Annotated in this window: 24 protein-coding genes and 1 pseudogene; 18 read left to right on the top strand and 7 right to left on the bottom strand. The window is 73.2% G+C overall.

Going from position 1 to position 25,081, the window contains the following annotated elements:
• Window positions 1-121: 121 nt before the first annotated feature.
• Window positions 122-511 carry an ArsR/SmtB family transcription factor gene (locus ACFXGA_RS16595; RefSeq protein ID WP_378088631.1) on the bottom strand — a complete coding sequence of 130 codons (390 nt, stop codon included), beginning with the start codon at window positions 509-511 and terminating at the stop codon, window positions 122-124.
• A 58-nt stretch (window positions 512-569) separates the two neighbouring features.
• Between ACFXGA_RS16595 and ACFXGA_RS16590 the strand changes: the two genes are divergently transcribed.
• The 11 genes from ACFXGA_RS16590 to ACFXGA_RS16540 all read left to right on the top strand — a co-directional run bounded on the left by ACFXGA_RS16590 (window position 570) and on the right by ACFXGA_RS16540 (window position 12,126).
• Complete coding sequence (locus ACFXGA_RS16590; RefSeq protein ID WP_378088629.1) at window positions 570-1,523, top strand: cation diffusion facilitator family transporter; 954 nt, start codon at window positions 570-572, stop codon at window positions 1,521-1,523.
• Window positions 1,524-1,876: 353 nt separating this feature from the next.
• Window positions 1,877-2,125, top strand: coding sequence for an RNA recognition motif domain-containing protein (locus ACFXGA_RS16585; protein WP_378088627.1), 249 nt, complete (start codon window positions 1,877-1,879; stop codon window positions 2,123-2,125).
• Window positions 2,126-2,878: 753 nt separating this feature from the next.
• Complete coding sequence (locus ACFXGA_RS16580; protein WP_378088625.1) at window positions 2,879-3,937, top strand: GDSL-type esterase/lipase family protein; 1,059 nt, start codon at window positions 2,879-2,881, stop codon at window positions 3,935-3,937.
• A gap of 94 nt (window positions 3,938-4,031) precedes the next feature.
• Window positions 4,032-5,033, top strand: a complete 1,002-nt coding sequence (locus tag ACFXGA_RS16575; RefSeq protein ID WP_378088623.1) for an efflux RND transporter periplasmic adaptor subunit — start codon at window positions 4,032-4,034, stop codon at window positions 5,031-5,033.
• On the top strand, window positions 5,030-5,752 hold the full coding sequence (locus tag ACFXGA_RS16570) for an ABC transporter ATP-binding protein (protein ID WP_378088621.1): 723 nt from the start codon (window positions 5,030-5,032) through the stop codon (window positions 5,750-5,752). Before ACFXGA_RS16575 ends, ACFXGA_RS16570 begins: the two co-directional genes overlap by 4 nt.
• The gene (locus tag ACFXGA_RS16565) at window positions 5,752-7,056 is read left to right on the top strand and encodes an ABC transporter permease (protein ID WP_378088679.1); all 1,305 of its coding nucleotides are present in this window, start codon (window positions 5,752-5,754) and stop codon (window positions 7,054-7,056) included. The genes ACFXGA_RS16570 and ACFXGA_RS16565 overlap by 1 nt, the downstream gene beginning before the upstream one ends.
• A 442-nt stretch (window positions 7,057-7,498) precedes the next feature.
• Window positions 7,499-8,311: a nitroreductase/quinone reductase family protein gene (locus ACFXGA_RS16560; RefSeq protein WP_378088619.1), complete on the top strand. Its 813-nt coding sequence runs from the start codon at window positions 7,499-7,501 to the stop codon at window positions 8,309-8,311.
• A 143-nt stretch (window positions 8,312-8,454) separates the two neighbouring features.
• On the top strand, window positions 8,455-9,918 hold the full coding sequence (locus ACFXGA_RS16555) for a trypsin-like serine protease (protein ID WP_378088618.1): 1,464 nt from the start codon (window positions 8,455-8,457) through the stop codon (window positions 9,916-9,918).
• A 119-nt stretch (window positions 9,919-10,037) separates the two neighbouring features.
• Window positions 10,038-10,586, top strand: a complete 549-nt coding sequence (locus ACFXGA_RS16550; RefSeq protein ID WP_378088616.1) for a hypothetical protein — start codon at window positions 10,038-10,040, stop codon at window positions 10,584-10,586.
• Window positions 10,583-11,515: a hypothetical protein gene (locus ACFXGA_RS16545; protein ID WP_378088614.1), complete on the top strand. Its 933-nt coding sequence runs from the start codon at window positions 10,583-10,585 to the stop codon at window positions 11,513-11,515. The genes ACFXGA_RS16550 and ACFXGA_RS16545 overlap by 4 nt, the downstream gene beginning before the upstream one ends.
• Before the next feature lie 143 nt (window positions 11,516-11,658).
• Complete coding sequence (locus ACFXGA_RS16540) at window positions 11,659-12,126, top strand: hypothetical protein (protein WP_378088612.1); 468 nt, start codon at window positions 11,659-11,661, stop codon at window positions 12,124-12,126.
• A gap of 10 nt (window positions 12,127-12,136) precedes the next feature.
• On the opposite strand, the gene ACFXGA_RS16535 is transcribed toward ACFXGA_RS16540, so the two are convergent.
• Window positions 12,137-12,706: a TetR/AcrR family transcriptional regulator gene (locus ACFXGA_RS16535; protein ID WP_378088610.1), complete on the bottom strand. Its 570-nt coding sequence runs from the start codon at window positions 12,704-12,706 to the stop codon at window positions 12,137-12,139.
• 73 nt (window positions 12,707-12,779) lie between these two features.
• Here ACFXGA_RS16535 and ACFXGA_RS16530 point away from each other — a divergent pair, with 73 nt between their 5' ends.
• The 6 genes and pseudogenes from ACFXGA_RS16530 (at window position 12,780) to ACFXGA_RS16505 (ending at window position 19,003) form a co-directional block, all read left to right on the top strand.
• On the top strand, window positions 12,780-13,901 hold the full coding sequence (locus ACFXGA_RS16530; protein ID WP_378088608.1) for a hypothetical protein: 1,122 nt from the start codon (window positions 12,780-12,782) through the stop codon (window positions 13,899-13,901).
• A gap of 189 nt (window positions 13,902-14,090) precedes the next feature.
• Window positions 14,091-14,891, top strand: a pseudogene (locus ACFXGA_RS16525) (S1 family peptidase); the annotation flags it as partial.
• A gap of 27 nt (window positions 14,892-14,918) precedes the next feature.
• Window positions 14,919-15,257 carry a proprotein convertase P-domain-containing protein gene (locus ACFXGA_RS16520; protein ID WP_378088677.1) on the top strand — a complete coding sequence of 113 codons (339 nt, stop codon included), beginning with the start codon at window positions 14,919-14,921 and terminating at the stop codon, window positions 15,255-15,257.
• 156 nt (window positions 15,258-15,413) lie between these two features.
• Window positions 15,414-16,712 (top strand): FAD-dependent oxidoreductase, encoded by a 1,299-nt coding sequence (locus tag ACFXGA_RS16515; protein WP_378088607.1) that lies wholly within the window; start codon window positions 15,414-15,416, stop codon window positions 16,710-16,712.
• Window positions 16,713-17,018: 306 nt separating this feature from the next.
• Window positions 17,019-17,777, top strand: coding sequence for a hypothetical protein (locus ACFXGA_RS16510; RefSeq protein ID WP_378088605.1), 759 nt, complete (start codon window positions 17,019-17,021; stop codon window positions 17,775-17,777).
• Window positions 17,774-19,003, top strand: coding sequence for a hypothetical protein (locus ACFXGA_RS16505; protein ID WP_378088603.1), 1,230 nt, complete (start codon window positions 17,774-17,776; stop codon window positions 19,001-19,003). Before ACFXGA_RS16510 ends, ACFXGA_RS16505 begins: the two co-directional genes overlap by 4 nt.
• A 6-nt stretch (window positions 19,004-19,009) precedes the next feature.
• On the opposite strand, the gene urtE is transcribed toward ACFXGA_RS16505, so the two are convergent.
• The 5 genes from urtE to urtA are packed head-to-tail and all read right to left on the bottom strand — an operon-like array spanning window position 19,010 to window position 23,589.
• On the bottom strand, window positions 19,010-19,705 hold the full coding sequence (gene urtE / locus ACFXGA_RS16500) for an urea ABC transporter ATP-binding subunit UrtE (protein WP_378088675.1): 696 nt from the start codon (window positions 19,703-19,705) through the stop codon (window positions 19,010-19,012).
• Window positions 19,705-20,454 (bottom strand): urea ABC transporter ATP-binding protein UrtD, encoded by a 750-nt coding sequence (urtD, locus tag ACFXGA_RS16495; RefSeq protein ID WP_378088601.1) that lies wholly within the window; start codon window positions 20,452-20,454, stop codon window positions 19,705-19,707. Before urtD ends, urtE begins: the two co-directional genes overlap by 1 nt.
• Entirely contained in the window at window positions 20,451-21,500 is a 1,050-nt protein-coding gene (urtC, locus tag ACFXGA_RS16490; RefSeq protein ID WP_378088599.1) for an urea ABC transporter permease subunit UrtC, read from the bottom strand. The genes urtD and urtC overlap by 4 nt, the downstream gene beginning before the upstream one ends.
• Window positions 21,497-22,372: an urea ABC transporter permease subunit UrtB gene (urtB, locus tag ACFXGA_RS16485; protein WP_378088597.1), complete on the bottom strand. Its 876-nt coding sequence runs from the start codon at window positions 22,370-22,372 to the stop codon at window positions 21,497-21,499. Before urtB ends, urtC begins: the two co-directional genes overlap by 4 nt.
• Entirely contained in the window at window positions 22,372-23,589 is a 1,218-nt protein-coding gene (gene urtA / locus ACFXGA_RS16480; RefSeq protein ID WP_378088595.1) for an urea ABC transporter substrate-binding protein, read from the bottom strand. The genes urtB and urtA overlap by 1 nt, the downstream gene beginning before the upstream one ends.
• 259 nt (window positions 23,590-23,848) lie before the next feature.
• Between urtA and ACFXGA_RS16475 the strand changes: the two genes are divergently transcribed.
• Window positions 23,849-24,985 carry a DUF418 domain-containing protein gene (locus tag ACFXGA_RS16475; RefSeq protein WP_378088593.1) on the top strand — a complete coding sequence of 379 codons (1,137 nt, stop codon included), beginning with the start codon at window positions 23,849-23,851 and terminating at the stop codon, window positions 24,983-24,985.
• Window positions 24,986-25,081 lie beyond the last annotated feature (96 nt).

Below are 25,081 nucleotides of genomic sequence, written 5' to 3'. Positions count from 1 at the left end.
ATGCCCATGATCCTGCTCCTCGTCGAACCGGTGGGGAGCCTCGGATACCCGTTGAGCTGCACTGATATGCCAAAATCGTTGCGACGTAAGGGTGAAACGGCCGCGATCCCCTCGCGGCGGGTCAACGCCTCCGGTTCGCCTGGCGCCTGTGGTGCGCGACCTCCTGCTCGGCGTCCTCCGCCGGCGGGAGGTCGCGGTCGACGTGGTCGGCGTGGAAGAGCGCTTGGGCGAGCAGGGACCGGACGTGGTCGTTGGCCGCGGAGTAGTAGACGAACGTGCCCTCGCGGCGGCCCTTCACCAGACCGGCGAGGCGGAGCTTGGCCAGGTGCTGGCTGACCGCGGTCGGCGCCGCGCCCGCCAGTTCGGCGAGGCAGGCGACGGAGGACTCGCCCTGGAGCAGGGCCCAGAGGACCTTGATCCGGGTCGGGTCGGCCAGGAGGCGGAACGACTCGGCCGCCAGGTGGACCTGCTCGTCGTTGGGCATGTCGAAGTCCGGCAGCGCGGTGTGCATGGGTTCAGCCTACTTGGTTGCGTATCTGCGTGACTGCGCAGGTATGGTGACAGCCGTGATGAGCAAAGCAGGCGGCCATGGTCACGGTCATGGGCATGGACATGGGCATGGGCATCGCGCGGCCGACCGCATCGACACCGCACTGGAGACCAGCCGCCGCGGGATGCGGGCACTCGTCGTGTCGTTCGTCGCCCTGCTCGCGACGGCCGTCGCCCAGGCCGCGCTGGTGCTGATCACCGGTTCGGTCGCCCTGCTGGGCGACACCGTGCACAACTTCGCCGACGCCCTGACCTCGGTCCCCCTGGCCATCGCGTTCGTGCTGGGCCGCCGCGCCGCGTCCCGCCGGTTCACCTACGGGCTGGGGCGGGCGGAGGACCTGGCCGGCGTCGTGATCGTGCTGGTGATCGCCGCCTCTGCGGTCTACGCGGGGTACGAGTCGGTGCGCGGCCTGCTCGACCCCCAACCGGTGCGCCACCTGTGGCTCGTCGCGTCGGCCGGCGCGATCGGCTTCGTGGGCAACGAACTGGTCGCCCGCTACCGCATGCGCGTGGGCCGCGAAATCGGTTCGGCCGCCCTCGTCGCCGACGGCCTGCACGCCCGCACGGACGGCTTCACGTCACTGGCGGTCGTCCTGGGCGGCGTGGGCGTCGCCCTGGGCTTCCCCGCCGCCGACCCGTTGGTCGGCCTGGGCATGACCGTCGCCATCCTGTTCGTCCTGCGCGACGCGGCGGCCGAGGTGTTCGGCCGCCTGCTCGACGCGGTCGACCCGGCCTCCGTCGACCTGGCCGAACAAGCCGCCGCCCAGGTCGCGGGCGTCGTGCGGGCCGACCGGGTGCGAATGCGCTGGACCGGCCACGTGCTGCGGGCCGAGCTGGCGATCGCGGTGGACGCGGCGCTGAGCGTCGAGCAGGGGCACCGCATCGCGCACGACGTCGAACGCCACCTGCTGCGCGCCGTCCCCCGCCTGGCCTCCGTCACCGTCCACACCGAGCCCGCCCCCACCCCGGCCTGACCCCCTTGGCCCTGCCCTCACCCGACCCGACCCCGACGTGCCCATCCCACCCCGCACCTCGCCACCGGTGGGTCCTTGCACCGGCCCGAGCCCACCCAAGCCGGTCCGTGCCGCACGGCATGCCGATCGGGCATCGCGCACGATCGGCCGGTCGGGCGCCGGGCGAACCGTCCTCAGTGGACTGACATGGTCGGGCGCGGCTCGCGGCCAGGCGGGTGCCGTCGCCTTCCGCGTCCATCCCAGTGAACACCGTTGCACCACTCCGCGCGCCGCCGGGACAGTGGTGTGGCGGGCTCCGGCAGCCGGCACGACCGGCGGTCGCGGCCAAGGCAACCTACCGGGGAGGTGCGCGGGTGGCCGGCACGAAGTTGTACGTGAGCAACCTGAGCGTGAACACGACCGTCGACACCCTGAGGAACACGTTCAGCAGCTGCGGTCAGGTGACGGACTGCACCATCGCCACGGACGGCGCGGGTGTCTCGCGGAGGTACGGCAACGTCACGATGAGCACGGCGGCGGAAGCGCAGTTCGCCATCTCCACGCTCAACGGCAGCATGCTCGACAGCAGCCGCATCGGGGTGACGCCGGCCGCCAAACAGTGAGGAGCGGGTCGGCCAACCGGTCGGCGAGGCTCCGGTCGGCGAGGCTCAGCGCGAAGTCGAGGGTCGGCGCGAAGTCGAGGGTCGGTGAGGCTTCGCGTGAAGTCGAGCGACCGACGGGCGGCTCGCCGCTGCCCGGTGGGTGGGCGCGAGCAGCAGCCTTGCGACTGGGTCCAGCCGCCGCCGGCGCGATCGACGCCGCGTCCGCACCGCGCGGGTCAGGTCCTTGATCGACGCCACGTGGATCAGGCTCCCGCACGCGGATCGGGTTCCCGATCGACGCCGCACGGGGCTACGCGGATCAGGGTGCTGATCTCGGCCGACCGCTGTCTTGCGGCTCGCCAACCGCTGTCTTGCGGCAACCGCTGTCTTGCGGGGAGCCTCGCCCATCCCAACCTCGCCCACCTCCACTCCCAATCTCGCCCACCCCGACGCAGCCCACGCCCGCCGCGCCTTGCCGCCTCCTTCTTTCCCGGCAACGAAAACCGCCGGCCGGAAGTTCCGGCGAATTTTCCATTCACGATCGGTTCGCTCGTTCGGGTGATCTTCGGCGACCCCGGCCACGGCCGATCACGGCCACCCCGGCCGCAGTCGACCGCCACCCTGGGGTCCACAGTAGACCATCACGTCTGCGGGCACCCGAAGGCGCGGAGGAACCAGCCGATCGGACGTTGTCGCAGCGACACCCGCGCCCTACGGTCGGAGCACGTCCCGCCGGACGGAGCACGATCAGCCCAGGACGCCGAGGAGGCGCGGATGAGGGTCGGTGCGGTGGTTGGTGTGCTCCTGCTCGCCGGGGCGACGGTCCTCGCCACCCCGACGGCCGGTGCCACCCCGACGGGCGGTGCGGCGCCGGCGGCAACCGGCGCGGCGGACGAACGGCAGACCGCGGTGGTCTCGTTGGGCGACAGCGCGATGTCCGGCGAAGGCGCGGGGTCCTACGAACCCGGCACCGAGGGCGAGAACGGCAACTGGTGCCACCGCTCCACCCAGGCCATGGTGCACCGCACCCGGCTCGCCGACCGCACCTTCAACCTCGCCTGCTCCGGCGCGGACTCGGCGAACGTCTCCCTCGCCGACACCACGCACTACACCGAGGGCTCCCAGGCCCGCCGGCTGATCGACATCGCCCGCCAGTACCGCGTCACCGCGGTCCTCGTCCAGGTCGGCGCGAACGACGACGTCCGGTTCGCCGACACGATGGTCGACTGCGTCGCCGCGTGGGTGAACCCGTTCGGCCCGAGTTGCCGCTCCGCGCTGGAACGCGAGTGGCCCGCCCGCCTGGCCGGCATGGCCCCGAAGGCGGAGACCGCCCTCCGCGACGTCCGCAGCGCGATGACCCAGGCCGGCTACGCGCCGTCCGCCTACGACCTGGTCCTCACGTCCTACGCCTCGCCCGTGACCGAGAAGATGGACCGCCTGCTGCACGGCCCCCAGGGCTGCCCGCTCCGCCTGGCCGACGCCGCGTACGGCCGCACGGTCGCGGTGCCCCAGCTCTCCGAGGCGCTGCGCGGCGTGGCGACGCGGGCGGGCGTGAAGTTCCTCGACTTCTCCCGCGCCACGGAGAACCGCGAGGCGTGCAGCAAGGGTGACAACCCGGCGGGCGAGTGGCAGCGGCGGCTGACGGTCGACCCGTACGCGTTGGTGACGGGCGGCCTGGACGCGATCGGCCTCCACCTGGCCCAGCAGTCGTTCCACCCGAACGCCGCCGCGCACGCCCAGCTCGGCCGCTGCGTCACCGAGTTCGTCACCGGCGGCGCGGGGGCGGCGCGGTGCCTGGCCGGCGCGGACGGCAACCTGCACGCCGTGCCCTGAGATCGCCCGGCCGGGCAACCTCGATCACCCCGTTCGCGTCCTATGGGTAAATTGGCGAAACCGAACGGGATTCGCAGTGGGGGGATCGGTGTCCATGAACGCCCTCGTCCGCGCGTGCGGACTGGCCGCGGTGGTGTTGACCGCGGCCGCGTGCACGTCGAACGGCGCCGAGCCGCTCAACCCGGAGCTGGCGCCGCGCGGCACCGTCCAGACCACGGCCAAGCCGACCCGGCAGGACCTGACCAACAAGGTCAGCCTCACCGGCAAGGTCACGATGAACCCGCTGTTCGGGATCGTGTCGCCGGTCGCGGGCCAGGTGCGGTACCTGACCGTGCCGGAGCCGACCGCCACGCCGACCCGACCGACCCGGTTCGCGACGGTCTGGCAGGACGGCAAGCCGAACAACGTCGAGGTCCCGGCCGGCGCCACGTTCGGCGGACGCCTGGTCGACGACCGCGCCACGGTCACCGCGGGCATGCCGATCGCGTCGGCGAAGTACGCGGGCTACGGCATCGTCGCCGAGATCGACGGCGAGCAGGCGTACCGGATCTCCGACGCCGCGCAGGGCACGGTGCAGGCGCAGATCAAGAACGGCCCCGGCCCGTTCCCGTGCGCCCTGCTCGGCACGATCGCCGCGCTGCCGGCCGGGACCGTCCCCGCGCCTCCGCCGCCCGTGCAGCCGGACCCGGACGACGACGCCCGGGCCGGGGCCACGAACGCGCCCGTGCCGCAGCAGCCGCAAACACCGCAGCAGCCCTCCGAGCCGACCGGCCTGCGCCTGGTGTGCACCGCGCCCGCCGACGTGAAGCTGATCAACGGCGCCGCCGCCACCCTGGAGCTGGTCACCGCCTCCGCCCAGGACGCGCTGGTCGTGCCGGTCGAGGCGGTCGCGGGCGGCCAGGGCAAGGGCAAGGTCGACGTGGTCGGACCGGACGGGACCAAGCAGACCACCGACGTCGAGCTGGGCCTCACCGACGGCAAGGTGGTCGAGATCAAGTCCGGCCTGACGGGTGACGAGACGCTCGCCGTGCCGGGCCCGAACCTGCCGCCCGGCGAGCCCGCGGGACCGGGCGAGGCCGAGGCGGGGCGCAAGTGACCACCCAGCCCCTCCCCCCGCCGACGCCGTTGATCCAGCTCACCGGCGTCACCAAGACCCTCAAGGGGCAGGACGAGCCGCGCACCATCCTCGCGGGCGTGGACCTGACCGTGCACCCGGGCGACAGCGTCGCCATCCTCGGTCGCTCCGGCTCGGGCAAGAGCACGCTGCTCAGCCTGATCGGCCTGTTCGACCGGCCCGACGGCGGCCGGTACCTGCTCGGCGACCGGGACATCACCCGGATCCCCGAGCGCAAGGCCGCCGCGCTGCGCAGCGCCGAGTTCGGGTTCGTGTTCCAGCGCTTCTTCCTGCTCAAGCACCTGACGGCGGCGCAGAACGTGGCCATGGCGCTGGTCAACGGCCAGGGCTGGCTGCCCCGCCGCAAGCGCAAGGCGAAGGTGCTCGCGGCGTTGGAGCGGGTGGGCATCGGCCACCTGGCCAAGCACAAGCCGCCCCGGCTGTCCGGCGGCGAGCAGCAACGCGTCGCGATCGCCCGCGCGCTGGTGCGCGAGCCGCGCGTGCTGCTGGCCGACGAGCCGACCGGAGCGCTGGACACCGACACCGGCAACCTGGTCGTCGAGGTGCTGCGCCAGGCCACCGAGCAGGGCTGCGGGCTGGTGCTGGTGACCCACGACCACGACCACGCGGCGAAGATGGGACGGGTGCTGCACCTGTCCGACGGCCTGCTGCGCCCGGCCGGTCAGCGGGTGGTCGCGTGATGAGGCTGTCGGGCAGGCTCCGGTCGTCGCTGATCATCGGCGGCCAGGGCATCCGGGCCCGCAAGCTGCGCACGTTCCTGTCGATGGTCAGCCTGTTCCTCGGCGTGCTCGCCGTGGTCGTGGTGCAGGCCGGCGCGGAGATCGCGAACCGGGCCATGCTCGCCGACGTCGAGATGTACCAGGGCAAGGACGGCACCCGGCAGATCTACCTCGCGCCGGAGGGCCGGAACGTGCCGGTGGCGCTGGAGGTGCTGGAGGGCCGCACCGACGCGGTCGCCATGACCACCACGCGGGCGGTCATCGGCGAACCCGGCGTGAAGCCGATCAACGAGGGCGGCGGCCCGATCGACCAGCCCGGCTACGGCGGGCCGCAGATGCGGTGCGACGAGTCCGGCTGCTACCCCGTGTCCGACGGCGACGCGGGCGCCCCGGCGGGCCAGGCGGTGGAGTTGCAGCTCGTCGGGCTGACCGGCGACATCCGGCAGTTCCGGCCGTACCGCCCGGTGCAGGGGCGGTGGCTCGACTTCGGGGGCGCGCCGTCGCTGGCGCCGGGGATCGTGCTCAACGAGGAGGCGGCGAAGGCGTTCACCCGCTACCACGTGCCCGCCGAGATGCGGGTCGACGGCGCGACGTCCAACCCCACGCCGCGGATCATCGGCGTGGTGAACGACGGCGGCTACCAACCGGCGGCCTACGTCCGCGCCGACGAGCTGCTGAACTGGCTGCCGGTGACGAGCATGGCCGGCGGGCGCAACGGCCCCGGCCTGCAGGTGCTGATGTCGCCGACGGCGGACGAGGTCGAGCACGTCCTGCGCGCCCGGCTGGTCGCGGCGGGCGCCGCCGCGGACACCATCCACGTCAACACCGTGGAGACGCTGAAGCGGATGTCCACGGAGCTGGCGCTGATGCGCTGGATCTTCCTCGGCATGGCGGCGCTGGTGCTGCTGATCGGCGTGGCGGGCATCCTCAACGTCGGCCTGGCCACCGTGGGCGAGCGGGTCGAGGAGTTCGCGCTGCGCCGGGCCGTCGGCACGCCGCGGATGCTGCTGGCGGGCATCGTGCTGGCCGAGACGCTGCTCACCGGCCTGCTGACGGCGGCGCTCGCGATCGGCGCGGGCGCGGTGGGGCTGAAGGTGGCGCTGGAGCTGTTCGGGTCGCGGTTCCCGTCGTTGGAGGGCACGGCGTTCCCGTGGCAGGCGGGCGTGGCCGGGGTGATCGCGGGCCTGGTGGCGGGCGTCCTCGGCGGCCTGGTGCCGGCGTTGCGGGCGGCGCGCATCCCCATCGCCACGGTCATGCGCGCCTGAGCCCGACCGGGGACCGCCGTGCCGCGGCGGTCCCCCGCGACCGAACCACCGGAATTGCGCACGGCCGACCACCGCGCGAAATGCGGAGTTGCCCGACCGCGCATTCACCGGATAAAGTCGCGCCCGTGACTGCCGGGTCGGCCTTGGGCCACGAGCGAGAGAGTCACCCGGCCGGGATTTGACCGCCGGGTGGGCCAGGGGCCCGCCGCCGCACACCGGGGATCCCCGGGTTTCCGCGCACGTAGGCGCGACGCACCCGACCCCGGGCACCACCCACACCCGGGCGCTTCGACGCCGTACCGCGCGTGTCGCGGTCCCCGTGCGGACCGCCGTGCCCGCGCGTCTTCACAAAACCTCCACCGAAAACCACGGCGCATTTCACCCGTGGTCGTCCGGTCGTGCCCAGAATCAGTCTTGCCCGGAATCAGGAGTCGAACCGCAGATGGATTTCAACCGACAGGTGATCGAGGAGTTCCGCGCCAACGCGGGCCGCGTCGGCGGCCCCTTCGAAGGAGGCAGGCTCATCCTGCTCACGACCACCGGCGCGCGCACCGGCGCCCGGCACACCAACCCCGTGGCCTACCTGCCCGACGGCGACCGGATCGTCGTGATCGCGTCCGCGGCGGGCGCGCCCCGCCACCCGGACTGGTTCCACAACCTCGTCGCCACCCCGCGGGTGACCGTGGAGGACGGCGTCTTCACGTACGAGGCGGAGGCCACCGTGCTGACCGGGGCGGAACGCGAGGAGTTGTGGGCGCGGGCGGTCGAGTCCGATCCGGGGTGGGCCGCCTACCAGGCCAGGACGACCCGGCGGATCCCCGTCGTGGCGCTGAAGCAGGTCTCGGGCGGCCCGCCGAACGCGTCCGGCTGGGGCGCGGCGCTCAAGCTCGTGCACGACGCGTTCCGCCGCGAGCTGGCCACCATCCGCCGGGAGGTCGCCGCGGCCGGGCCCGTGCTGGGCGCGCAGCTCAAGGTGAACTGCCTGACCGCGTGCCAGGGGTTGCGGTTCCACCACACCGCCGAGGACACGGGCACGTTCCCCGCGCTGCGCGAGCGGTTCCCGGACCTCGCGCCGACGCTGGACCGGCTCGGCGAGGAGCACGAGCGCATCGCCGCCCTGCTGGACCGCCTCCGGCAGACCCTCGACCGCGGTGACGCGGGGACGTTGCGCGCGGACGTGGACGAGCTGATCGACGAGCTGGAGGCGCACCTGTCCGCCGAGGAGGAGCAGTTGATCCCCTTCTTGGACGCCTGAGGACAACCGAACGTCCGGTCCGCGGCATGGAAGAGGTGAGCAGGACTACTCGACCGTGTCCCGCCCGGCGGGCATTCCGCACCGTGAGTCGTTCACGACCTGTTGAATGCTCATGTTTCCCATCCACCTGACAAGGAGATGTCGTGGGTAGAGCCAAGGGCTTGGGGGCCCTGTTCGCCTCGCTGGTCGTCGCGGCGACCGCGTTGGGCACGACCGGGGGAGCCTCCGCCGCGCCGGTGGCGCGCACGACGCTGGACCCGGCCGCCGTGGCCGAATCCGTGCGGTACCTGGTCGAGAGCTACGGCGTCGGCGAGCGGGAGGCGCTGCGCCGGCTCGAACTGCAGCAGGAGGCCGTGCGCCTGGACGGCGTGCTGCGCAAGGAGAACCCCGCCGAGTACGGCGGCATGTGGCTCGACCAGACGGCCGGCGTGCTGGTCGTGGCCATGACCGACCCGGCCGCGGCCCGGCGGCACCTCAAGGACCTGCCCGACCGGGCGCACGTCCGCACGCAGGCCGTGCGGCACTCGTTGGCCGACCTGACCGCGGCCAAGGAGCGGATCGCGGCCGGGGTGGGCGCGGGCTCCGACGCGGTGTACCTGCCCGCGGTCAACGAGCGCGACAACGAGGTCGTGGTGTGGGAGCGCCCGTGGGTGGCGCAGGAGAAGCTGTCCGTGGCCCGGGCGCAGGAGGGCGAGGCGGTCCGCCGCGCGCTCGCCGCCGAGACCGGCGTCGCGGTGCGGACCGCCGTGCTGCCCCGGCCGGAGCCGCTGTCCACGCCGAACGTGGACTGGGGCTTCTGCCACCCGCTCTACTGCACCAACCACGGCCCGATGCGGGGCGGCCTGCGGCTGGACATGAAGCGGGACAACGGCACCTGGGGCGGCTGCACGGCCGGCTTCAACCTGCGGTCGACCGGCGGCGGCCACCCGGGCAAGGCGTGGGTGCTGACCGCGGGGCACTGTATGGCCACGAAGACCAACAACACCCCGACCGAGCACAACGGCACCCCGGTGCTGCAGCAGCACGGCATCGAGAAGAACTCCTACCCGTACGACTACGCGGCCCTGCCCTACGTGGACGCGGCGGCGGCGAACACGTGGCTGGAGAGCCACACGAACCGCAACCGCGTCCTGAAGTACTGCCGCAACGGCGGCGCGGACAGCAACGCCGACACCCCGTGCGGCCAGCAGGCCACGTCGGTGGACGAGCTGATCACCGGCGTGCACGGCCTCGCCGAGGTGAAGGCGGGCTGGGTGGTGTGCGCGTCGGGCTCCGGCTCCAGCGCCGTGAACTACCCGGACTCGGTGGACAGCGGCGCGGGCGAGGGCTACCTCGTCGGCACCCGCTGCGGTCGCGTGCTGTCGACGGACGTCGGCATCAACACCGACATCTGCGCCCGCGCCGGTGACAGCGGCGGTCCGCTGTTCAGCCAGGTCGACCACACCGCGCTGGGCATCCTGGAGGGCAGCCAGCAGTCCCGGTCGGGCGCCTGCTACGCCGGTGAGCTGAACAACTACGTGCCGATCGACACGATCCTGACCGACCTGAGCGCCCGCCTGGCGAGCCAGGGGTCGACGTTCTCGGTGATCACCACGCCGAACGGCTGACCGACGCCGAACCCGTGCCCCCATCATCCCGGTGGGGAGCACGGGTTCGGCCGAAACCCGTGGTGGCGGGCCGGGTTCGCGGTAGCGTCGGTGATCATCGAAGGGGGGTCGGTGTTCCGATGAGCGCCGTGCGCGACCTGGTGGACGAGACCGCGTCCGCCCTGGGGTGGTCCGGTTCCGTCACGCCGCGGGTGGGCTGGGAGGAGGTGGAGCGCCGGCTGCGGACGCCGCTGCCCGCCGACTACAAGCGGTTCATGGCCCGGTTCCCCTCGGGGCTGCTGCGGGACGTCCTGCGGATCTTCAACCTGGTCCAGAGCCGCACGTCGCTGACGCGGGTCGTGCAGGACTTCGAGCCGGCCCGGGAGGTCGTGGGGCGGCACCGCGACGAGTTCGACTCCTACCCGCCGTTCCCCGAACCGGGCGGCGTGGTCCCGTTCGCCGACGACACCGCGGGCGGCCTGCTCGGGTGGCTGCCGTGGACGCCCGATCCCGACCGGTGGCACGTCGTGCGGCTGAGCGGCAACCCGGTCGCGGGCTGGACGCGGACGAGGCGGTCGATGACGGCGGTGGTGCGCGAGCTGGCCACGAGCCGCAGCGACCGCAACGTCCTGGGCTGGGACCTCGCCGCGCGGGACCGGGTGTTCGAGCCCTTCGACGGGTACGCGTGACGGCGGGGCGGCCGGTCGTGCGGACGTGCGTCAACTGCGGCGATCCCGTGCTGGGCAAGGGCGTCGCGGTCGCGTGGTTCACCCACTGCCCGCCGTGCGCGCGGATCGCCACCGGCTCGATGGAACTCCTTCTCGCCCTGCCCGCGATCGAGTTCCACCGGTGCCTGCGCTGCGGCGCCGAACGGGCGTTCCGGCCGGGGTGGCACGTCCGCTGCCACGTCTGCCTGGACGAGCGCAGCGCGCCCGACCTGCCCGTGTTCGGCCTGGCCGCCGACCTGCTGCGCGCCGGCGGGCACACCGGGCGGGTCCGCCAGTTCCTCGACCTCGACGCCCGGCGCCCGGTTCCGGTGCGCGGGGCGGCGGAGTTCGTGGCCGCCACGGCACTGGCGAACGAGCTGGACGCGCACCGGCGGCCGGGGTGGACGCTGCTCGCGGGCGACGTGTGGGGGCTGCCGTGGCTCGGCGTCCGCACCCGCTCCACCTCCATGGGCACGTGGGGCCGCCACGAGGCGTGCGGCACGATCGGCCTGCTCCGCAAGGGGCGCACCGAGTGCGCCGCCTGCCCGCCCGAACCCGGCTCGCGCACGCACCGGGCCCGACGCGACGACCCGGCGCTGCTCTACCTGGTCCGCTTCGGGCGGGTGCACAAGTTCGGCCGCGGCGACGACCGTCGGGTGCGGGCGCACCTGCGGGCCGGCGCGTCGGCCGTCCACGTCCTCGCGGCCCGGCACGAGGCGGTCGTCGCCGCGGAGAACGCGTTGAAACGACGCCATCGCAACGACCTCGCCGCCCCGGGCGCCCCGATGCCGGTCACGTTCGGCACGGGCACCGAGGTCGTGCCCCGGCGGGTGCGGGTCGACCTCGCCGCCGTGCTGCCCGAGGGCGAGGACGTCACGCACCGGTACCGCCGGCCCGCGTCCGGCACGTGACGCGTCCGCTGTTCCGCCACCGGGTGCTGGGCTGTTCGACGGAGCAGGCGGCCTGCGCGCGGCCGTGGTCGGCGGCGTTCCCCGGCGGCTACCGTGGAGGACACCGCCGTGACGGATGTCCGCTCCACCTCCGGAGGTGTCCCATGGTGCTCGTGCGTCACCTGACCCGCGCGGCCGGTGTGCTGGCGCTGGTGGCCGGGCTGCTGACCGCCGTGACCGTCGGTTCGGCCAGTGCCTGCCAGTGCGTGCCGGGCGAGCAGGAACCGCAGCGCTACGCGCGGGCCGCCTACGTGTTCACCGGCCTGGTGACCGCGAAGGTGCACGAGCCCCAGCAGTACCGGTACCGCTACGCGGTGCGGGTCGGCGTCGAGTACAAGGGGCAGGTCGCCGACGCGGTCGAGGTGCGGACCTACGACCAGGTGGCCGCGTGCGGGCTGCCGAGCCTGGCCGTCGGGACCGAGTACCTGTTCTTCACGTACGAGTACCAGGGCGTGCACTGGGTCAACTCCTGCGGCGGGACGCGGCCCGCCTCCTACGGCCCGCCCGTCACCGAACCGGCCTCCGCCGCGGCCGCCGCCCTCCCGTCGCCGTGCGCCCCGGCCGGGGTCTGAGCACCGGGGATCAGTAGTGGCGGATGCCCTGGGCCAGCGTCTTGGCCCAGGGCGCGTCGACGCCGTCGGCGTCCACCGCCATGACGAGGTGGCACAGCATGCCCCGGGCGAAGAACTCCTGCACCTGCTCCTCGCCGCCGCCGGACAGGGCGCGCACGTACTCGACCATCCGCGCCACCCCCCGCCGGACGACCTCGCGCACGGCCGGTTCGGAGATCGCCGCGCACTGGGCGTGCATCTGGACCAGCAGCAGCGTGTTCTCCTCGGCGATCAGGCGGGCGTAGGCGTCGCCCATCGCGTGCAGGACGGCTTCCGGCGTGCTGCCCTCGGCCGCGGCGACCCCGTCGGCGAGGCTTTCCCTGATCCGCGCGAAGCAGTGCTCCACCACGGACAGGAAGAGCGCTTCCTTGTCGGGGAACAGCCGGTAGACGTACGCCTGGGAGATGCCGGCGGACTTCGCGACCTCGCCGGTGGTGGTGCCGTAGTAGCCGCGGGCGGCGAACGCGCCGAGCGCGGTGCGCAGGACCGTCTCGCGGCGCTCCTCGGCGGTCGACAGTCGGCGGGCGCTCGCGGCAGGCATGAGGTGTAATCAACCACTCACACCTGGGGAAGTCAAGTCGGCCGGCCCGCCGTCGCACGTTAAGGTCGCCCGCATGCCGCGTCGTGCGTTGGTGGTCCTGCTGGTGTTGGCCGGGTGCACGTCGTCCCCGACCGCCGCCCCGCCGCCCACCACGACGACGACCGGCACCACAACGACAACGACCACCACCACCACCACGACTACCACGACGACGAGCCGCTTCACACCCCCGCCGGCGGGCAACCCGGACGGCGGCGCGGCGGTGCCGCCCGAGGCCGCCGCCGTCGACACGTCCCGCCCGACCCGCGTCATCGGCGACGGGACGCCGGCGGGCTGCACCTCCCAGGCGGTGGTCTCGGCGGTCGCGGCCGGCGGCGTCATCACGTTCGACTGCGGCCCGGACCCGGTCACGATCACGATGACCGTGACCGCGCAGGTCCGCAACGACGCCGCGCCGGACGTCGTGCTGGACGGCGGGGGACTGGTCACGCTCAGCGGCGCGGGGCAGCGGCGCATCCTGTACCAGAACACGTGCGACGAGGCGCTGGGCATCACCACGTCCCACTGCCAGGACCAGGACCACCCCCGGCTCACGATCCAGAACCTGGCGCTGGTGGACGGCAACGCGGCCGGCGCCGCCGAAGGCGGTGGCGCGGTGTTCGTGCGCGGCGGGCGGGTGAAGGTGGTCAACTCGACGTTCCTGCGCAACGAGTGCGGCGCGACGGGGCCGGACCTGGGCGGCGCTGCGCTGCGCGTGGTCGGCCAGTCGCAGGGCCTGCCGGTGCACGTGGTCGGCAGCACGTTCGACGGCGGCCGGTGCGCCAACGGCGGCGCGTTGAGCGGCCTCGGCGTGTCGTGGGTCGTGCTGAACAGCGTGCTGCGCAACAACTCCGCCGTCGGCCACGGCGCCAACCCCGCCCGCCCCGGCACGCCGGGCGGCGGCAGCGGCGGTGCGATCCACGCGGACGGCAACACGTTCACGGTCCGCCTCGCGGGCAGCCTCGTCGAGGACAACAAGGCCAACGAGGGCGGCGGCGCGATCTTCTTCGTCAGCAACGACCGCACCGGCACGCTGGCGGTGGAGACGTCCACCCTGCGCCGCAACCCGAGCGCCGGCTTCGAGACCCCGGGCTACAAGGGCGTCTTCTTCCTCGGCGCGGCCGCCCCGACCGTCGTCGCGTCGACCATCGGGTGACCCCCGCACCGCGTTCCCGCAGCGATGGCCGCCGGCGGAGGAACTCCCGTCGATCGTCGGATTGTGAGCAAGCCTTCCGCCACGCACGATGAGTCGCCGGCAGAGGGGCCGGCTGGGTAGTTCCCTGCGATCTCGACGTCCGGCCACCCCTGCGAGCACGACCCCGGCCGGGCGCGGGAAGGACAGACCGTGCGCGACACCGTGAGGAAGACGCTCGCCCTCGGCGCGGGCATCGTCGCCGTCCTGGCCGCCTTCGCGGGCCAGGCGACCGCCGCCCCACCGCCACCGGACGCGGGCGACCCGACGCCGATGGTCGTCGGCGGCGCCCAGGCCGCCAAGGGCGAGTTCCCGTGGATGGTCCGCCTGTCCATGGGCTGCGGCGGCTCGATGCTGACCGAACAACTGGTGCTGACCGCGGCGCACTGCGTCAGCCGCACCGGCAACAACACCTCCATCACCGCCACCTACGGCGTGGTGGACCTCCAGGACGCCTCGCGCGTCACCCGCACGTCCACCTACGTGCACCGCTCGCCCACCTACCCGACGTCCACCGGCGGCGACTGGGCGATCGTCAAGCTGGCCGGCCCGATCACCGGCGCGGCCCTGCTGCCGATCGCGACCACCCCCGCCTACAACACCGGCGTGTTCACCGTGGCCGGGTGGGGCGCCACCCGGGAGAACGGCGGCCAGTCCCGCTACCTGCTCAAGGCGAACGTCGACTACATCGACGACACCACGTGCAAGAACTCCGACCCGTACTACGCCGACCTGATCCCGGCGGCCGAGCTGTGCGCGGGCAAGCTCGGCGGCGGCGTCGACACCTGCCAGGGCGACTCCGGCGGCCCCATGTTCCGGCGCGACGACAACGGCGCGTGGGTGCAGGTCGGCATCGTCAGCCACGGCAACGGCTGCGCGCGGCCGGACAACCCCGGCGTCTACACCGAGGTCAGCACGTTCGCCGCGGCCATCGCGCAGGCGGCGGCCGACCTCGGCGGCACGCCGCAGCCGCCCGGCAAGGTGTTCGAGAACCTCGCCGACGTGGCCATCCCGGACGCGGGCGCGGCCGTCTACAGCGACGTCACGGTCAGCGGCGTCGCGGGCAACGCGCCGTCCACCCTGAAGGTCGGCGTGGAGATCAGGCACAGCTGGAGCGGCGACGTGGTGATCGACCTGGTCGCGCCGGACGGCTCCACCTACCGGCTCAAGAGCGCGAGCAGCTCCAGCGCGCCCGACGTGGTCGCCACCTACACGGTGAACGCGTCGTCCGAACCGGCCAACGGCACCTGGCGGCTCAAGGTCCAGGACGTCTACCGCCAGGACACCGGGTACGTGGACGCCTGGCGGCTCACCTTCTGACGAACCCGGCCGAACCCGACCGGCCCTGCCCGCACCCGAGGCGGGGCCGGTCGGAACCCCGACCGAACCGCCCGGCCCGCGGGGCGGGATCACCCGCCAGGCAGAACCGCATGCCCGGATAAGCGCGCGGCGGCCCGGAACTGCCACAGTCGCCGGATGACGCATGCGGTGGTGTTGGGCGCGAGCATGGGCGGCCTGCTGGCCGCGCGGGCGCTGGTCGGCTCCTACGACCGGATCACGGTCGTGGACCGCGATCCGCTGACCGGGGACGGGGAGCACCGGCGGGGCGTGCCGCAGGGCAGGCACTTCCACACCATCCTGCTGCGCGGCAAGCAGGCGCTCGACGAGATGTTCCCCGGCCTGACCGCGGACCTGGTGGCGGCGGGCGCGGTCCCGGTCGGCTTCACCCTGGACGCGCGGTTCGTGCTCGCCGGCCACACCCTGGCGCGCACCGACACCGGCGCGTCCGACGTCCAGACGACCCGGCCCATGCTGGAGGGCGCGGTGCGCGCCAGGGTCGCGGAGCTGCCGGGCGTGCGGCTCGTGCCCGGCCGCGACGTGGTCGGCCCGGTGGTCGAGGGCGATCGCGTGACCGGGGCGAGGGTGTCCCGCGACGGCGCGGAGGAGGTGCTGCCGGCAGACCTCGTGATCGACGCGATGGGCCGGTCCGGCCGGGCGCGGTCGTGGCTCGCGTCGCTGGGCCTGCCCACCCCGGCGGAGGACCGGATCGACGTCAACATGGTCTACGCGAGCCGGCTGGTCCGCCCGGCCGCGCCGTTCCCGGACCGGCTCACGCTCGTCGGACCCGTGCCCGGCCGGACGACCGGGTTCGCGTTCGCCGCGCAGGAGCACGGCCGCTGGATGGTCACCCAGGTGGGCATGGCGGGCGACCACCCGCCCACCGACGAGGCGGGGTTCCTCGCGTTCCTCAAGCGGTCCGCGCCGCCGGACGTGCAGGACGCGGTGGCCGCCGCCGAGCCGCTGACCGCCATCCGCACCCACCGCTTCCCGGCCAGCCTGCGCCGCCGCTACGAGCGGCTGCGCCGGTTCCCGCGCGGCCTGCTGGTCTTCGGGGACGCCCTGTGCAGCTTCAACCCGATCTACGGCCAGGGCATGACGGTCGCCGCCCTGGAGGCCGAGGCGCTGCGGAAGTGCCTGCGGGACGGGCCGGACGACCTCGCGCCGCGGTTCTTCCGCGCCGCCGCGCGGATCATCGACCCGGTGTGGCGGCTGAACGCGCTCGGCGACCTGGCGTTGCCGGAGATCCCCGGCCACCGCTCGTGGTCCACCAGGGCGTTGAACCGCTACGTCGCCCGGCTGCAACGCGTCGCCACGCACGACCCCGCGGCCGCCACCGCGTTCATCCGCACGATCGGCCTCCTCCAGCCGCCGACGTCGATCCTGCGCCCCGACGTGCTGGCCCGCGTCGTGCTCGGCGGCCCGCGCCGACCCTGACCCCGGGCGGTCGGGGCGCGGGGTGTCCGCAGCGTGAACGCCGATTCCGGATTATTGGCGACGGTACGTCACAGCGAAAATAACTCCATCGGTCTAACTCATTAGCTCGATGGGATGGATCTCCCCGCATTCCAGCGGGCTGCTCGGCCGCCGCGCGGTGCATCGACGCGTCCTTATCACCTGACAGTCTGGTATTCCATGGCACTCGGATGAACGTCCTTCTCACCGGATCGAGTCGCTCACTAGCTTCCCTAGGAGTGAAATCGGCGGATCTGTGGAATTCACGCAAGTGACGAAAGGGCGTTGATGAGCGTTTATCTCACAGGTCTGCTGTGGGTCGCCGGCGCGGCCGTGGTGGCCGCCGTCCTCGCTTACCTGATCCGCAGGTACGGCGAGCTGGAGGGCCGTTCGGCCAACAACGAGGCCGCGGGGCAGGTGTTCACCATCGTGGCCGGGCTGCACGCGGTCCTGGTGGCGTTCGTCCTCATCGCCCTGTTCGACGGGGTCAGCCAGGCGGACCAGGCCGCGTACCGGGAGGCGGACGGGCTCGTGGCCGCCACCTGGGCGAGCGACGCCCTGTCCGAGGAGACCGGCGCGCGGGTGCGGGAGCTGTCCCGGCAGTACGCCGAGTCCGTCATCAACGACGAGTGGCCGGGCATGGTGGAGGGCCGCGACTTCCAGTCGGCCGGCTGGTCGCAGCTCGACCAGCTCCGCCGGGTCGTGGCCGAGGCGTCCACGGACGACGAGTGGCAGGTCGACCGCAAGACCGAGGCCGCGAACCAGCTCTGGCAGGTCTACCAGGCCAGGCAGGAGCGGCTGGACGCGGCGGGCGGCGGGGTCAGCTCGGTGGTGTGGCTGGTGCTGGTGGCGGGCAGCGTGCTGACCATCATGCTGCCGCTGCTGTTCGGCGGGCCGCGCATCCGCACGCACGTGCTCATCGTGGCCACGCTGGCCGCGACCATCACGCTGCTGCTGTACGCGACCTACCAGTTGCAGAACCCGTTCGGCGGTGGCGCAGGGGTGACGCCCGACGCCTTCAAGGCCGCCGTGGAGCGGTTCGGATGATCGAGGCGTTCGCGCAGGTCGTGTGCACCGTCATCCAGGTCGAGGCGGGGGCCCACGGCCCCTCGACCGTCTTCCGGGTGCAGTTGCCGTCCGGGGAGACGACCTCGCTCGGCGCGCTCGACGTGCGGGTGAACGCCATCGGGTTCTCCGCCCGGCAGGACCTCGTGTACGGCGTGGACCAGCGCGGCGGGCTCGTCGCCCTGGACCGCGACGGCCGGGTGGTCGGCGAGCCGACACCGCCCTCGAACCTCCTGCGCGACGCGACCGCGGGCGCGGTGGTGGACGAGCGGCTGGTGGTGCGCGCCGGCCCGTGGCTGAACTCGGTCGACATCGACCCCGACAGCCCGACCTACGGGCAGGTCGTGCACCAGGCGTGGTTGTGGCAGTGGGAGGGCGTGACCGTCGACGACTTCGACGTCAACCCGGCCGACGGTCGGCTCTACGGCGTCGCGGCGCAGCACCACCGCGCCGTGGTGGTCGCCATCGACCCGCGCACCGGCCGGACGAGCGAGGTGCCGGGGGCCGGGCGGCTGCCCGGCGGCAGCAGCTACGGCGCGGTGACGCTCGGGCCGGACGGCGCGCTCTACGCCACGAACAACAACGACGACGGCCACAGCACGCTGTGGCGGGTGGCGCTGGACGGCAGCGGCGTGGTCACGAAGATCTCGGTGCGGCAGGCGTTGCACACCATCGACGCCTCGGGCTGCCTGACCGAGGTGGAGCCGCCGAAGCCGACCACCACGACCACGCCGCCGACGACCACCACGACGACCACGACCACCACCACCCAGCCGACCACGACCACCACGCCGCCGACGACCACGAAGACCACGACCACGGTGCCGCCGACCACGACGACGACCACCGTGCCGCCGACGACGACCACGACCACGACGACACCCGAGCCGCCCCGGCTGACGACGACCACCACGAGGCCGACCACACCGGAGCCCGAGCCGTTCGTGCCGGAGCCGACGTTCCCGCCGGAACAACCACCGCCGGCGTCGCCGCCACCGCCTCCGCCACCGCCGCCCCCTCCACCGGAGCTGCCACCGCCGGCGGAGCCGCCCGCGCCGCGGGAGCTGGCCGTGCCCGAGCGCGAGGTGCAGACCATCTCGCCGACCAACAACAACGTGCGCGACCAGCGCCGGTGGGGCCTGGTGGCGCTGCTGCTGATCGTGGGCGCGGGCGCGCTCGCCCGCCAGGCCGCGGCGCGGCGGCGGTAGGTCCGGTCAGACCGCCAGCATCCGGCGCACCTCCTCGTCGCGCAGCTCCTCGGCCGGACCGGCGTGCACGACCTCGCCCGCGTCCATGACCACGAAGCTGTCGGCCAGCCGCAGCGCGAAGTCCAGGTACTGCTCGACCAGCAGCACGGTGAGCCCGGCCTCGCGGTGCAGGCGCTCGATCGCGACCTCGATCTCGTCGATCACCGACGGCTGGACGCCCTCGGTCGGCTCGTCGAGCACCAGCAGCCGGGGCCGGGTGATCAGCGCCCGCGCGATGGCGAGCTGCTGGCGCTGACCGCCGGACAGGAACCCGGCGGGCCGCCGCAGCAGGTGCCGCAGCGCGGGGAACACGTCCAGCGCCTCGTCCACCGCCGCCGGGTCGCGGTGCCCGGTGGCCTCCAGCGTGACGCGCAGGTTCTCCCAGGTGGTGAGCTGGGGGAACGACACGTGGCCCTGCGGCACGTACGCCATGCCGGCCCGCACCCGCTGGTGCGTGGGCAGCCGCGTGACGTCCCGCCCGTCGAAGGCGATGCGGCCCGCCGTGGGCGTGAGCGTGCCCATGACCGTCTTGAGCAACGTCGTCTTGCCGACCCCGTTGCGGCCCATCACGCACACCAACGACCCGGCGGGCACCTCCAGCCCCACGCCGAACAGCACCCGCGCCCGCCCGTAGGCGGCGTCCACCCCGGACACCGACAGCATCACGTCACCGCCTCCCCCTTGGCCCGACCCAGGTACACCTCGCGGACCCGCGGGTCCTCCTGCACCTCCGCCACCGAGCCCTCCCGCAGCACGCGGCCCTGGTGCAGCACGGTGACCTTGCGCGCGTACCGGCGCAGGAACTCCATGTCGTGCTCCACCACGACGACCGTGTGCGTGGACGCGATCCGGTGCAGCAGCTCGCCGGTCCGCTCGCGCTCCGCCCGGCTCATGCCCGCCACCGGCTCGTCCAGCAGCAGCAGCTTCGGCTGCTGCACGAGCAGCATCCCGATCTCCAACCACTGCCGCTGCCCGTGCGAGAGCACCCCGGCCGGCCGGTCGGCCAGCGCGGTCAGCCCGGCCGCCTCCAGCGCCGAGGCCACCGCGTCGGACACGCCGCGCCGCCGGCGCAGGAGCTTGCGCAGCGGCAGCCGGAACCCGTCCGCGAGGTCCAGGTTCTCCACCACGGTCAGCTCCTCGAACACGGTGGCGGTCTGGAACGTGCGGCCGACGCCCAGCCGCACGATGTGGTGCTCCCGCCTGCCGACCAGCTCCCGGCCGCCGAACGCGACGCTGCCCGACTGCGGTCGGGTCAGCCCGGTCACCACGTCGATCAGCGTCGTCTTGCCCGCGCCGTTCGGCCCGATCAGGAACCGCAGCTCGCCCTCCTCGACGGTCAGGTCGAGCCCGTCGATCGCGGCGAAGCCGTCGAACACCACGCGCAGCCCGCGCACCTCCAGCAACGCGCTCACGCCGTCACCTCCACCGGTCGTCGCCGCCGGTCCGCGAGCCGGTCGCGCGCGGACTCGACCAGACCCGTCAGGCCCTTCGGCGCGAACACCAGCACCAGCACGAACAGCCCGCCCTGCAGGTACAGCCAGCCCTCCGCGAAGTCCTCGCTGAACAGCGTCTTGGCGTAGTTGACCGCGATCGCGCCGGCGATCGCGCCCGCCAGCACGAACCGGCCGCCCACCGCGACGCCGACGAGCAGCTCCAGCGACGGCACGATGCCGAGCAGGGCGGGCGAGATGATGCCCACCACCGGCACGAACAACGCGCCCGCCAGACCCGCCATCACCGCCGAGACGGTGAACGTGATCGTCTTGACCAGGGCCGGGTCGTAGCCGAGGAACCGCACCCGGTCCTCGCCGTCGCGCACCGCCACCAGCAGCCGGCCGAACCGGCTGCGCACCAGCAGCCTCGCCGCCAGGAACACCAGTCCCAGCACCACCGCCGTGATCGCGTACACGGCGCGCCGGCCGTTCGGGTCGGTGAGGTCGAGGCCGAGGAACCCGGTGAAGTTGGTCATCCCGTTGGTGCCGCCGGTCAGCCCCTGCTGACCCACCAGCAGGATCACGAACGCCGCCGCGAGCGCCTGGGACAGGATCGCGAAGTACGCGCCGCGCACCCGCTGCCGGAACACCAGCAGCCCCAGCAGGAACGCCACCAGGCCGGGCAGCAGCACCACCGCCGCCAGCGCGAACACCGGGTTGGCGAACGGCCGCCACAGCGCGGGCAGCTCCTCGACCCCGCTCCACACCATGAAGTCCGGCAGCCCGCCCGGACCGGCCTCCGCGAGCTTGAGGTACATGGCCATCGCGTAGCCGCCGAGGCCGAAGAACACGCCCTGGCCGAGCGTCAGCATCCCACCCCGGCCCCAGGCCAGCGCGATGCCCACGGCGACGATCGCGAAGCACAGGTACTTCGCCAGCAGCCCCAGCCGGAACGGCGAGAGCGCGAGCGGCGCGACCGCCAGCAGCACGACGCACGCCACGAGGGACACGCGACCCCACGTCATACCAGCGCCCTCCCCTTCAGCACGAACATGCCCTGCGGCCGGACCTGGAGGAACGCGATGATCGCCACGAACACCAGCACCTTGGCCAGGCTCGCGTCGGTCCAGAACTCCAGGTAGCCGTTGAGGAACCCGAGCGCGACCGCCGCGAGCACCGCGCCGCGCAGCTGGCCGAGCCCGCCCGCGACCACGACCAGGAACGCGTCCACGATGTAGAACGTGCCCAGGCTCGGCCCGACCGGGCCGACGAGCGTCAGCGCGACGCCCGCCACCCCGGCCAGGCCCGACCCGAGCAGGAACGTGAACCGGTCGACCCGGCCCGTGGCGATGCCGCTGTAGGCGGCCAGCTCCCGGTTCTGCACCACCGCGCGCATCCGGCGGCCCGCGGGCGACCGGGTCAGGTACAGCCACACCGCGACCACGCACAGCGCGGCCAGCACGATGATGAACACCCGGTTGTAGGGCAGGCGGACGCCGAGCACGTCCACCCCGCCCACCAGCCAGCCCGGCGCGGTCACCTGCACGTTCGGCGCGCCGAAGACGTCACGCGCGAGCTGTTGCAGCACCAGGCTCACGCCCCACGTCAGCAGCAGGGTGTCCAGCGGCCGGCCGTAGAACCGGCGGATCAGCGACCACTCCAGCAGCAGCCCCATCAGCCCGGCCACGGCGAACGCGACGGGCAGCGCGAGGAGGAACGACTGGCTCGTCAGGCCCTGCAACAGGTACGCGGTGTAGGCGCCCGCCATGATGAACTCGCCGTGCGCCATGTTGATCACGCCCATCTGGCCGAACGTGAACGTCAGCCCGAGGGCGATGAGCAGCAGCACGGCCGCGATGCTCAGCCCGATCGGCAGTTGGTTCGCCAGCGCGCCCATCAGCCGAGGCCGCCCGCCCAGTCGTAGCCCTTCAGGTACGGGTCCGGCTTGATCGGCCCGGGGGAGGACCACACCTCCTTGATCTGGCCGTCGGCCTGCACTACGCCGATCCGCGCCGTCTTGGCGACGTGCTGGTTCTCGCCGTCGATGGTGGTCGTGCCCTCGGGCGCCTCGATCGTGATGCCGCCCGCCGCCTTGCGCACCGCCTCGACCTCGGTCGTGCCGGCCTTCTTCACCGCCTCCGCCCACAGGTGCACCGCGTTGTAGCCCGCCTCCATCGGGTCGGACGTCACCTTGTCCGCGCCGTACTTCGCCCGGAACGCCTTGACGAACGCGTCGTTCGCGGCGGTCGTGGTGGTCTGGTAGTAGTTCCACGCCACCAGGTGCCCGGCCACGTTCTCCGGCCCGATGCCCCTGACCTCCTCCTCGGCCACGCTGACCGAGACCACCGGCGTGTCCTGCGGCGTGATGCCGGAACCGCGCAACTGCTTGAAGAACGCCACGTTGCTGTCGCCGTTGAGGGTGTTGAACACCGCGTCCGGCTTCGCGTCGGCGATCTTGTTGACCAGCGTGCTGTACTCGGTGTGGCCCAGCGGCGTGTACTCCTCGCCGAGCACCTCGATGCCCTTGGCCGCCGCGTACGCCTTGATGATCTTGTTGGCGGTGCGCGGGAAGACGTAGTCGCTGCCCACCAGGAACATCCGCTTCGTGCCCTGCCCGGCCAGGTAGTCCAGCGCGGGCACGATCTGCTGGTTCGTGGTCGCGCCGGTGTAGAAGATGTACGGCGAGCTCTCCAGCCCCTCGTACTGCACCGGGTACCACAGCAGGGCCTTGTTCCGCTCGAACACCGGCAGCATCGCCTTGCGGCTCGCGGAGGTCCACCCGCCGAACACGGCGGCCACCTTGTCCTGCGAGATGAGCTTCTGCGCCTTCTCCGCGAACGTGGGCCAGTCCGACGCGCCGTCCTCGACCACCGGCACGACCTTCTTGCCGAGCACGCCGCCCTTGGCGTTGATCTCCTCGATGGCCAGCAGCTCCGCGTCGCGCACGGTCACCTCGCTGATGGCCATGGTGCCGCTCAACGAGTGCAGGACGCCGACCTTGATCTCGTCACCGGAGGCCCCCGCGCCGCCGCCGGGCTCGTCGACGCAGGCCGTCGCGAGCAGGGCGGGCAGCAGGAGGGCGATCAGGCCGCGGCTGAGGGTTCTGGGACGCACCGGCAGCTCCTTTCGGGCAGGTGAACCGAGAAGCTATGAACCGCGTGTTGCGTGCCGGGCGCGTGAGGTTACGTTCGTGTGGCCAAATCCGCACGGTATGGACTTGTGACCTTCCGCGTTCACCAGCCGCAGTCGTCGTGTCATCCGTTCGGCCGTCGCCATCGTCCGAAGGTGCGACATTTCCGGGAACCTTCGGCCGACGATCGGGAAAGACCTTTCGCCCTACCTTCGACCGGGTACGGAGACGGGGGAGGTAGGGATGAGCGGACGAATAGCGGCGCTGGACGTGCTGCGCGGCGTGGCGATCCTGGGCACGTTCGGGACGAACGTGTGGGTCTTCACCCACCCGCGCGGGGCCGCGGGCTTCCTGGCGGACTTCGGCGCGGGCTCGGGCGACACGGCCACCGCGCTGCTCCAGATGATCAGCAACGGCAAGTTCCTCGGCCTGCTCTCGATCATGTTCGGGATCGGCCTGGCGATCCAGCACCGCTCGGCCGAACGGCGGGGCCGGCCGTGGCCCGGTTGGTACCTGTGGCGCTCGGCGCTGCTGCTGTTCGAGGGCCTGCTGCACTACGCGCTGGTGTTCGAGTTCGACGTGCTGATGTTCTACGCGGTCGTTTCGGTGCTGGTGGCCTACCTGGTGGGGCGCGGCCCGCGGGTCCAGCTCGCCTGGATGGCCGCCGCCGGCGCGCTGAACCTGGCGGTCGTCGGCCTGATCACCGCGGCGCTGCTGCTCACCGGCGGCACGGCGGTCGGCGACCCGGGGCTCGCGCCGGTCGGCGACAGCTGGTGGGCGGGAGTCCAGGCCCGGGTAGAGCACTTCGCGGTGTTCCGCGCCGAGGGTTTCCTCGTGCTGCCCCTGAGCACCCTGCTGTTCCTGGCCGGCGCGCGGCTGTTCCGGGCGGGCGCGCTGGAGGACTCGCCGCGCGGCGCGCGGCTCCAGCGCCGGCTGGTGGCCTGGGGGCTCGGGCTCGGCGTGCCGCTGAACGTCGCCACCACGCTCGCCGGCCCGGCGTGGTTCGCCGTCGACCGGTACGTGTGCGCGCCGCTGGTCGCGTTCGGGCTGCTCGGCGGGATCACCCTGCTGGTCAACGCGCTGCGCGCCGAGGCGGGCCCGCTGCGCCGCGGCCTGACCGCGGTCGGCCGGTCGGCGTTGAGCTGCTACATCGGGCAGAACGTCCTGGCGTCCGTGCTCTGCTACCAGTGGGGCCTCGGCCTGGCGCAGCGGTGGGGCCACCTCGGCCCGTGGTTCACCGCGGGCGTGTGGCTGCTGGTCTCCGGCCTGCTGCCGGCGGGCGCGTCGTGGTGGATGCGCCGGTTCCCGCGCGGGCCGGTGGAAGCGGTGTGGGACCGGGCCTACCGCGCGCCGCAGCGTCAGCACACGGTCGCGGCCTAGCCGGGGCGGGGGTGCCCGGGAGGGGGGGCCCCAACCGGGCCCCCCCCCCCCCGGGGCCGGCGCCCCCCCCCCAACCACCCCCCGCGGAGGGGGCTA

This window comes from Actinosynnema sp. NPDC059335, from assembly GCF_042752395.1.
Lineage (GTDB): Bacteria > Actinomycetota > Actinomycetes > Mycobacteriales > Pseudonocardiaceae > Actinosynnema.
This window is presented reverse-complemented; position numbering and strand designations above follow the sequence as displayed.

Coding starts and splice junctions, on each gene's coding strand:
- ACFXGA_RS16530 (WP_378088608.1), top strand. CDS start 12,780: ATGCCGCGTCGTGCGTTGGTGGTCCTGCTGGTGTTGGCCGGGTGCACG.
- ACFXGA_RS16540 (WP_378088612.1), top strand. CDS start 11,659: ATGGTGCTCGTGCGTCACCTGACCCGCGCGGCCGGTGTGCTGGCGCTG.
- ACFXGA_RS16595 (WP_378088631.1), bottom strand. CDS start 511: ATGCACACCGCGCTGCCGGACTTCGACATGCCCAACGACGAGCAGGTC.
- ACFXGA_RS16510 (WP_378088605.1), top strand. CDS start 17,019: ATGAGCGTTTATCTCACAGGTCTGCTGTGGGTCGCCGGCGCGGCCGTG.
- ACFXGA_RS16575 (WP_378088623.1), top strand. CDS start 4,032: ATGAACGCCCTCGTCCGCGCGTGCGGACTGGCCGCGGTGGTGTTGACC.
- ACFXGA_RS16560 (WP_378088619.1), top strand. CDS start 7,499: ATGGATTTCAACCGACAGGTGATCGAGGAGTTCCGCGCCAACGCGGGC.
- ACFXGA_RS16535 (WP_378088610.1), bottom strand. CDS start 12,706: ATGCCTGCCGCGAGCGCCCGCCGACTGTCGACCGCCGAGGAGCGCCGC.
- urtC (WP_378088599.1), bottom strand. CDS start 21,500: ATGACGTGGGGTCGCGTGTCCCTCGTGGCGTGCGTCGTGCTGCTGGCG.
- ACFXGA_RS16515 (WP_378088607.1), top strand. CDS start 15,414: ATGACGCATGCGGTGGTGTTGGGCGCGAGCATGGGCGGCCTGCTGGCC.
- ACFXGA_RS16505 (WP_378088603.1), top strand. CDS start 17,774: ATGATCGAGGCGTTCGCGCAGGTCGTGTGCACCGTCATCCAGGTCGAG.
- ACFXGA_RS16590 (WP_378088629.1), top strand. CDS start 570: ATGAGCAAAGCAGGCGGCCATGGTCACGGTCATGGGCATGGACATGGG.
- ACFXGA_RS16550 (WP_378088616.1), top strand. CDS start 10,038: ATGAGCGCCGTGCGCGACCTGGTGGACGAGACCGCGTCCGCCCTGGGG.
- ACFXGA_RS16565 (WP_378088679.1), top strand. CDS start 5,752: ATGAGGCTGTCGGGCAGGCTCCGGTCGTCGCTGATCATCGGCGGCCAG.
- urtB (WP_378088597.1), bottom strand. CDS start 22,372: ATGGGCGCGCTGGCGAACCAACTGCCGATCGGGCTGAGCATCGCGGCC.
- ACFXGA_RS16580 (WP_378088625.1), top strand. CDS start 2,879: ATGAGGGTCGGTGCGGTGGTTGGTGTGCTCCTGCTCGCCGGGGCGACG.
- urtE (WP_378088675.1), bottom strand. CDS start 19,705: ATGCTGTCGGTGTCCGGGGTGGACGCCGCCTACGGGCGGGCGCGGGTG.
- ACFXGA_RS16475 (WP_378088593.1), top strand. CDS start 23,849: ATGAGCGGACGAATAGCGGCGCTGGACGTGCTGCGCGGCGTGGCGATC.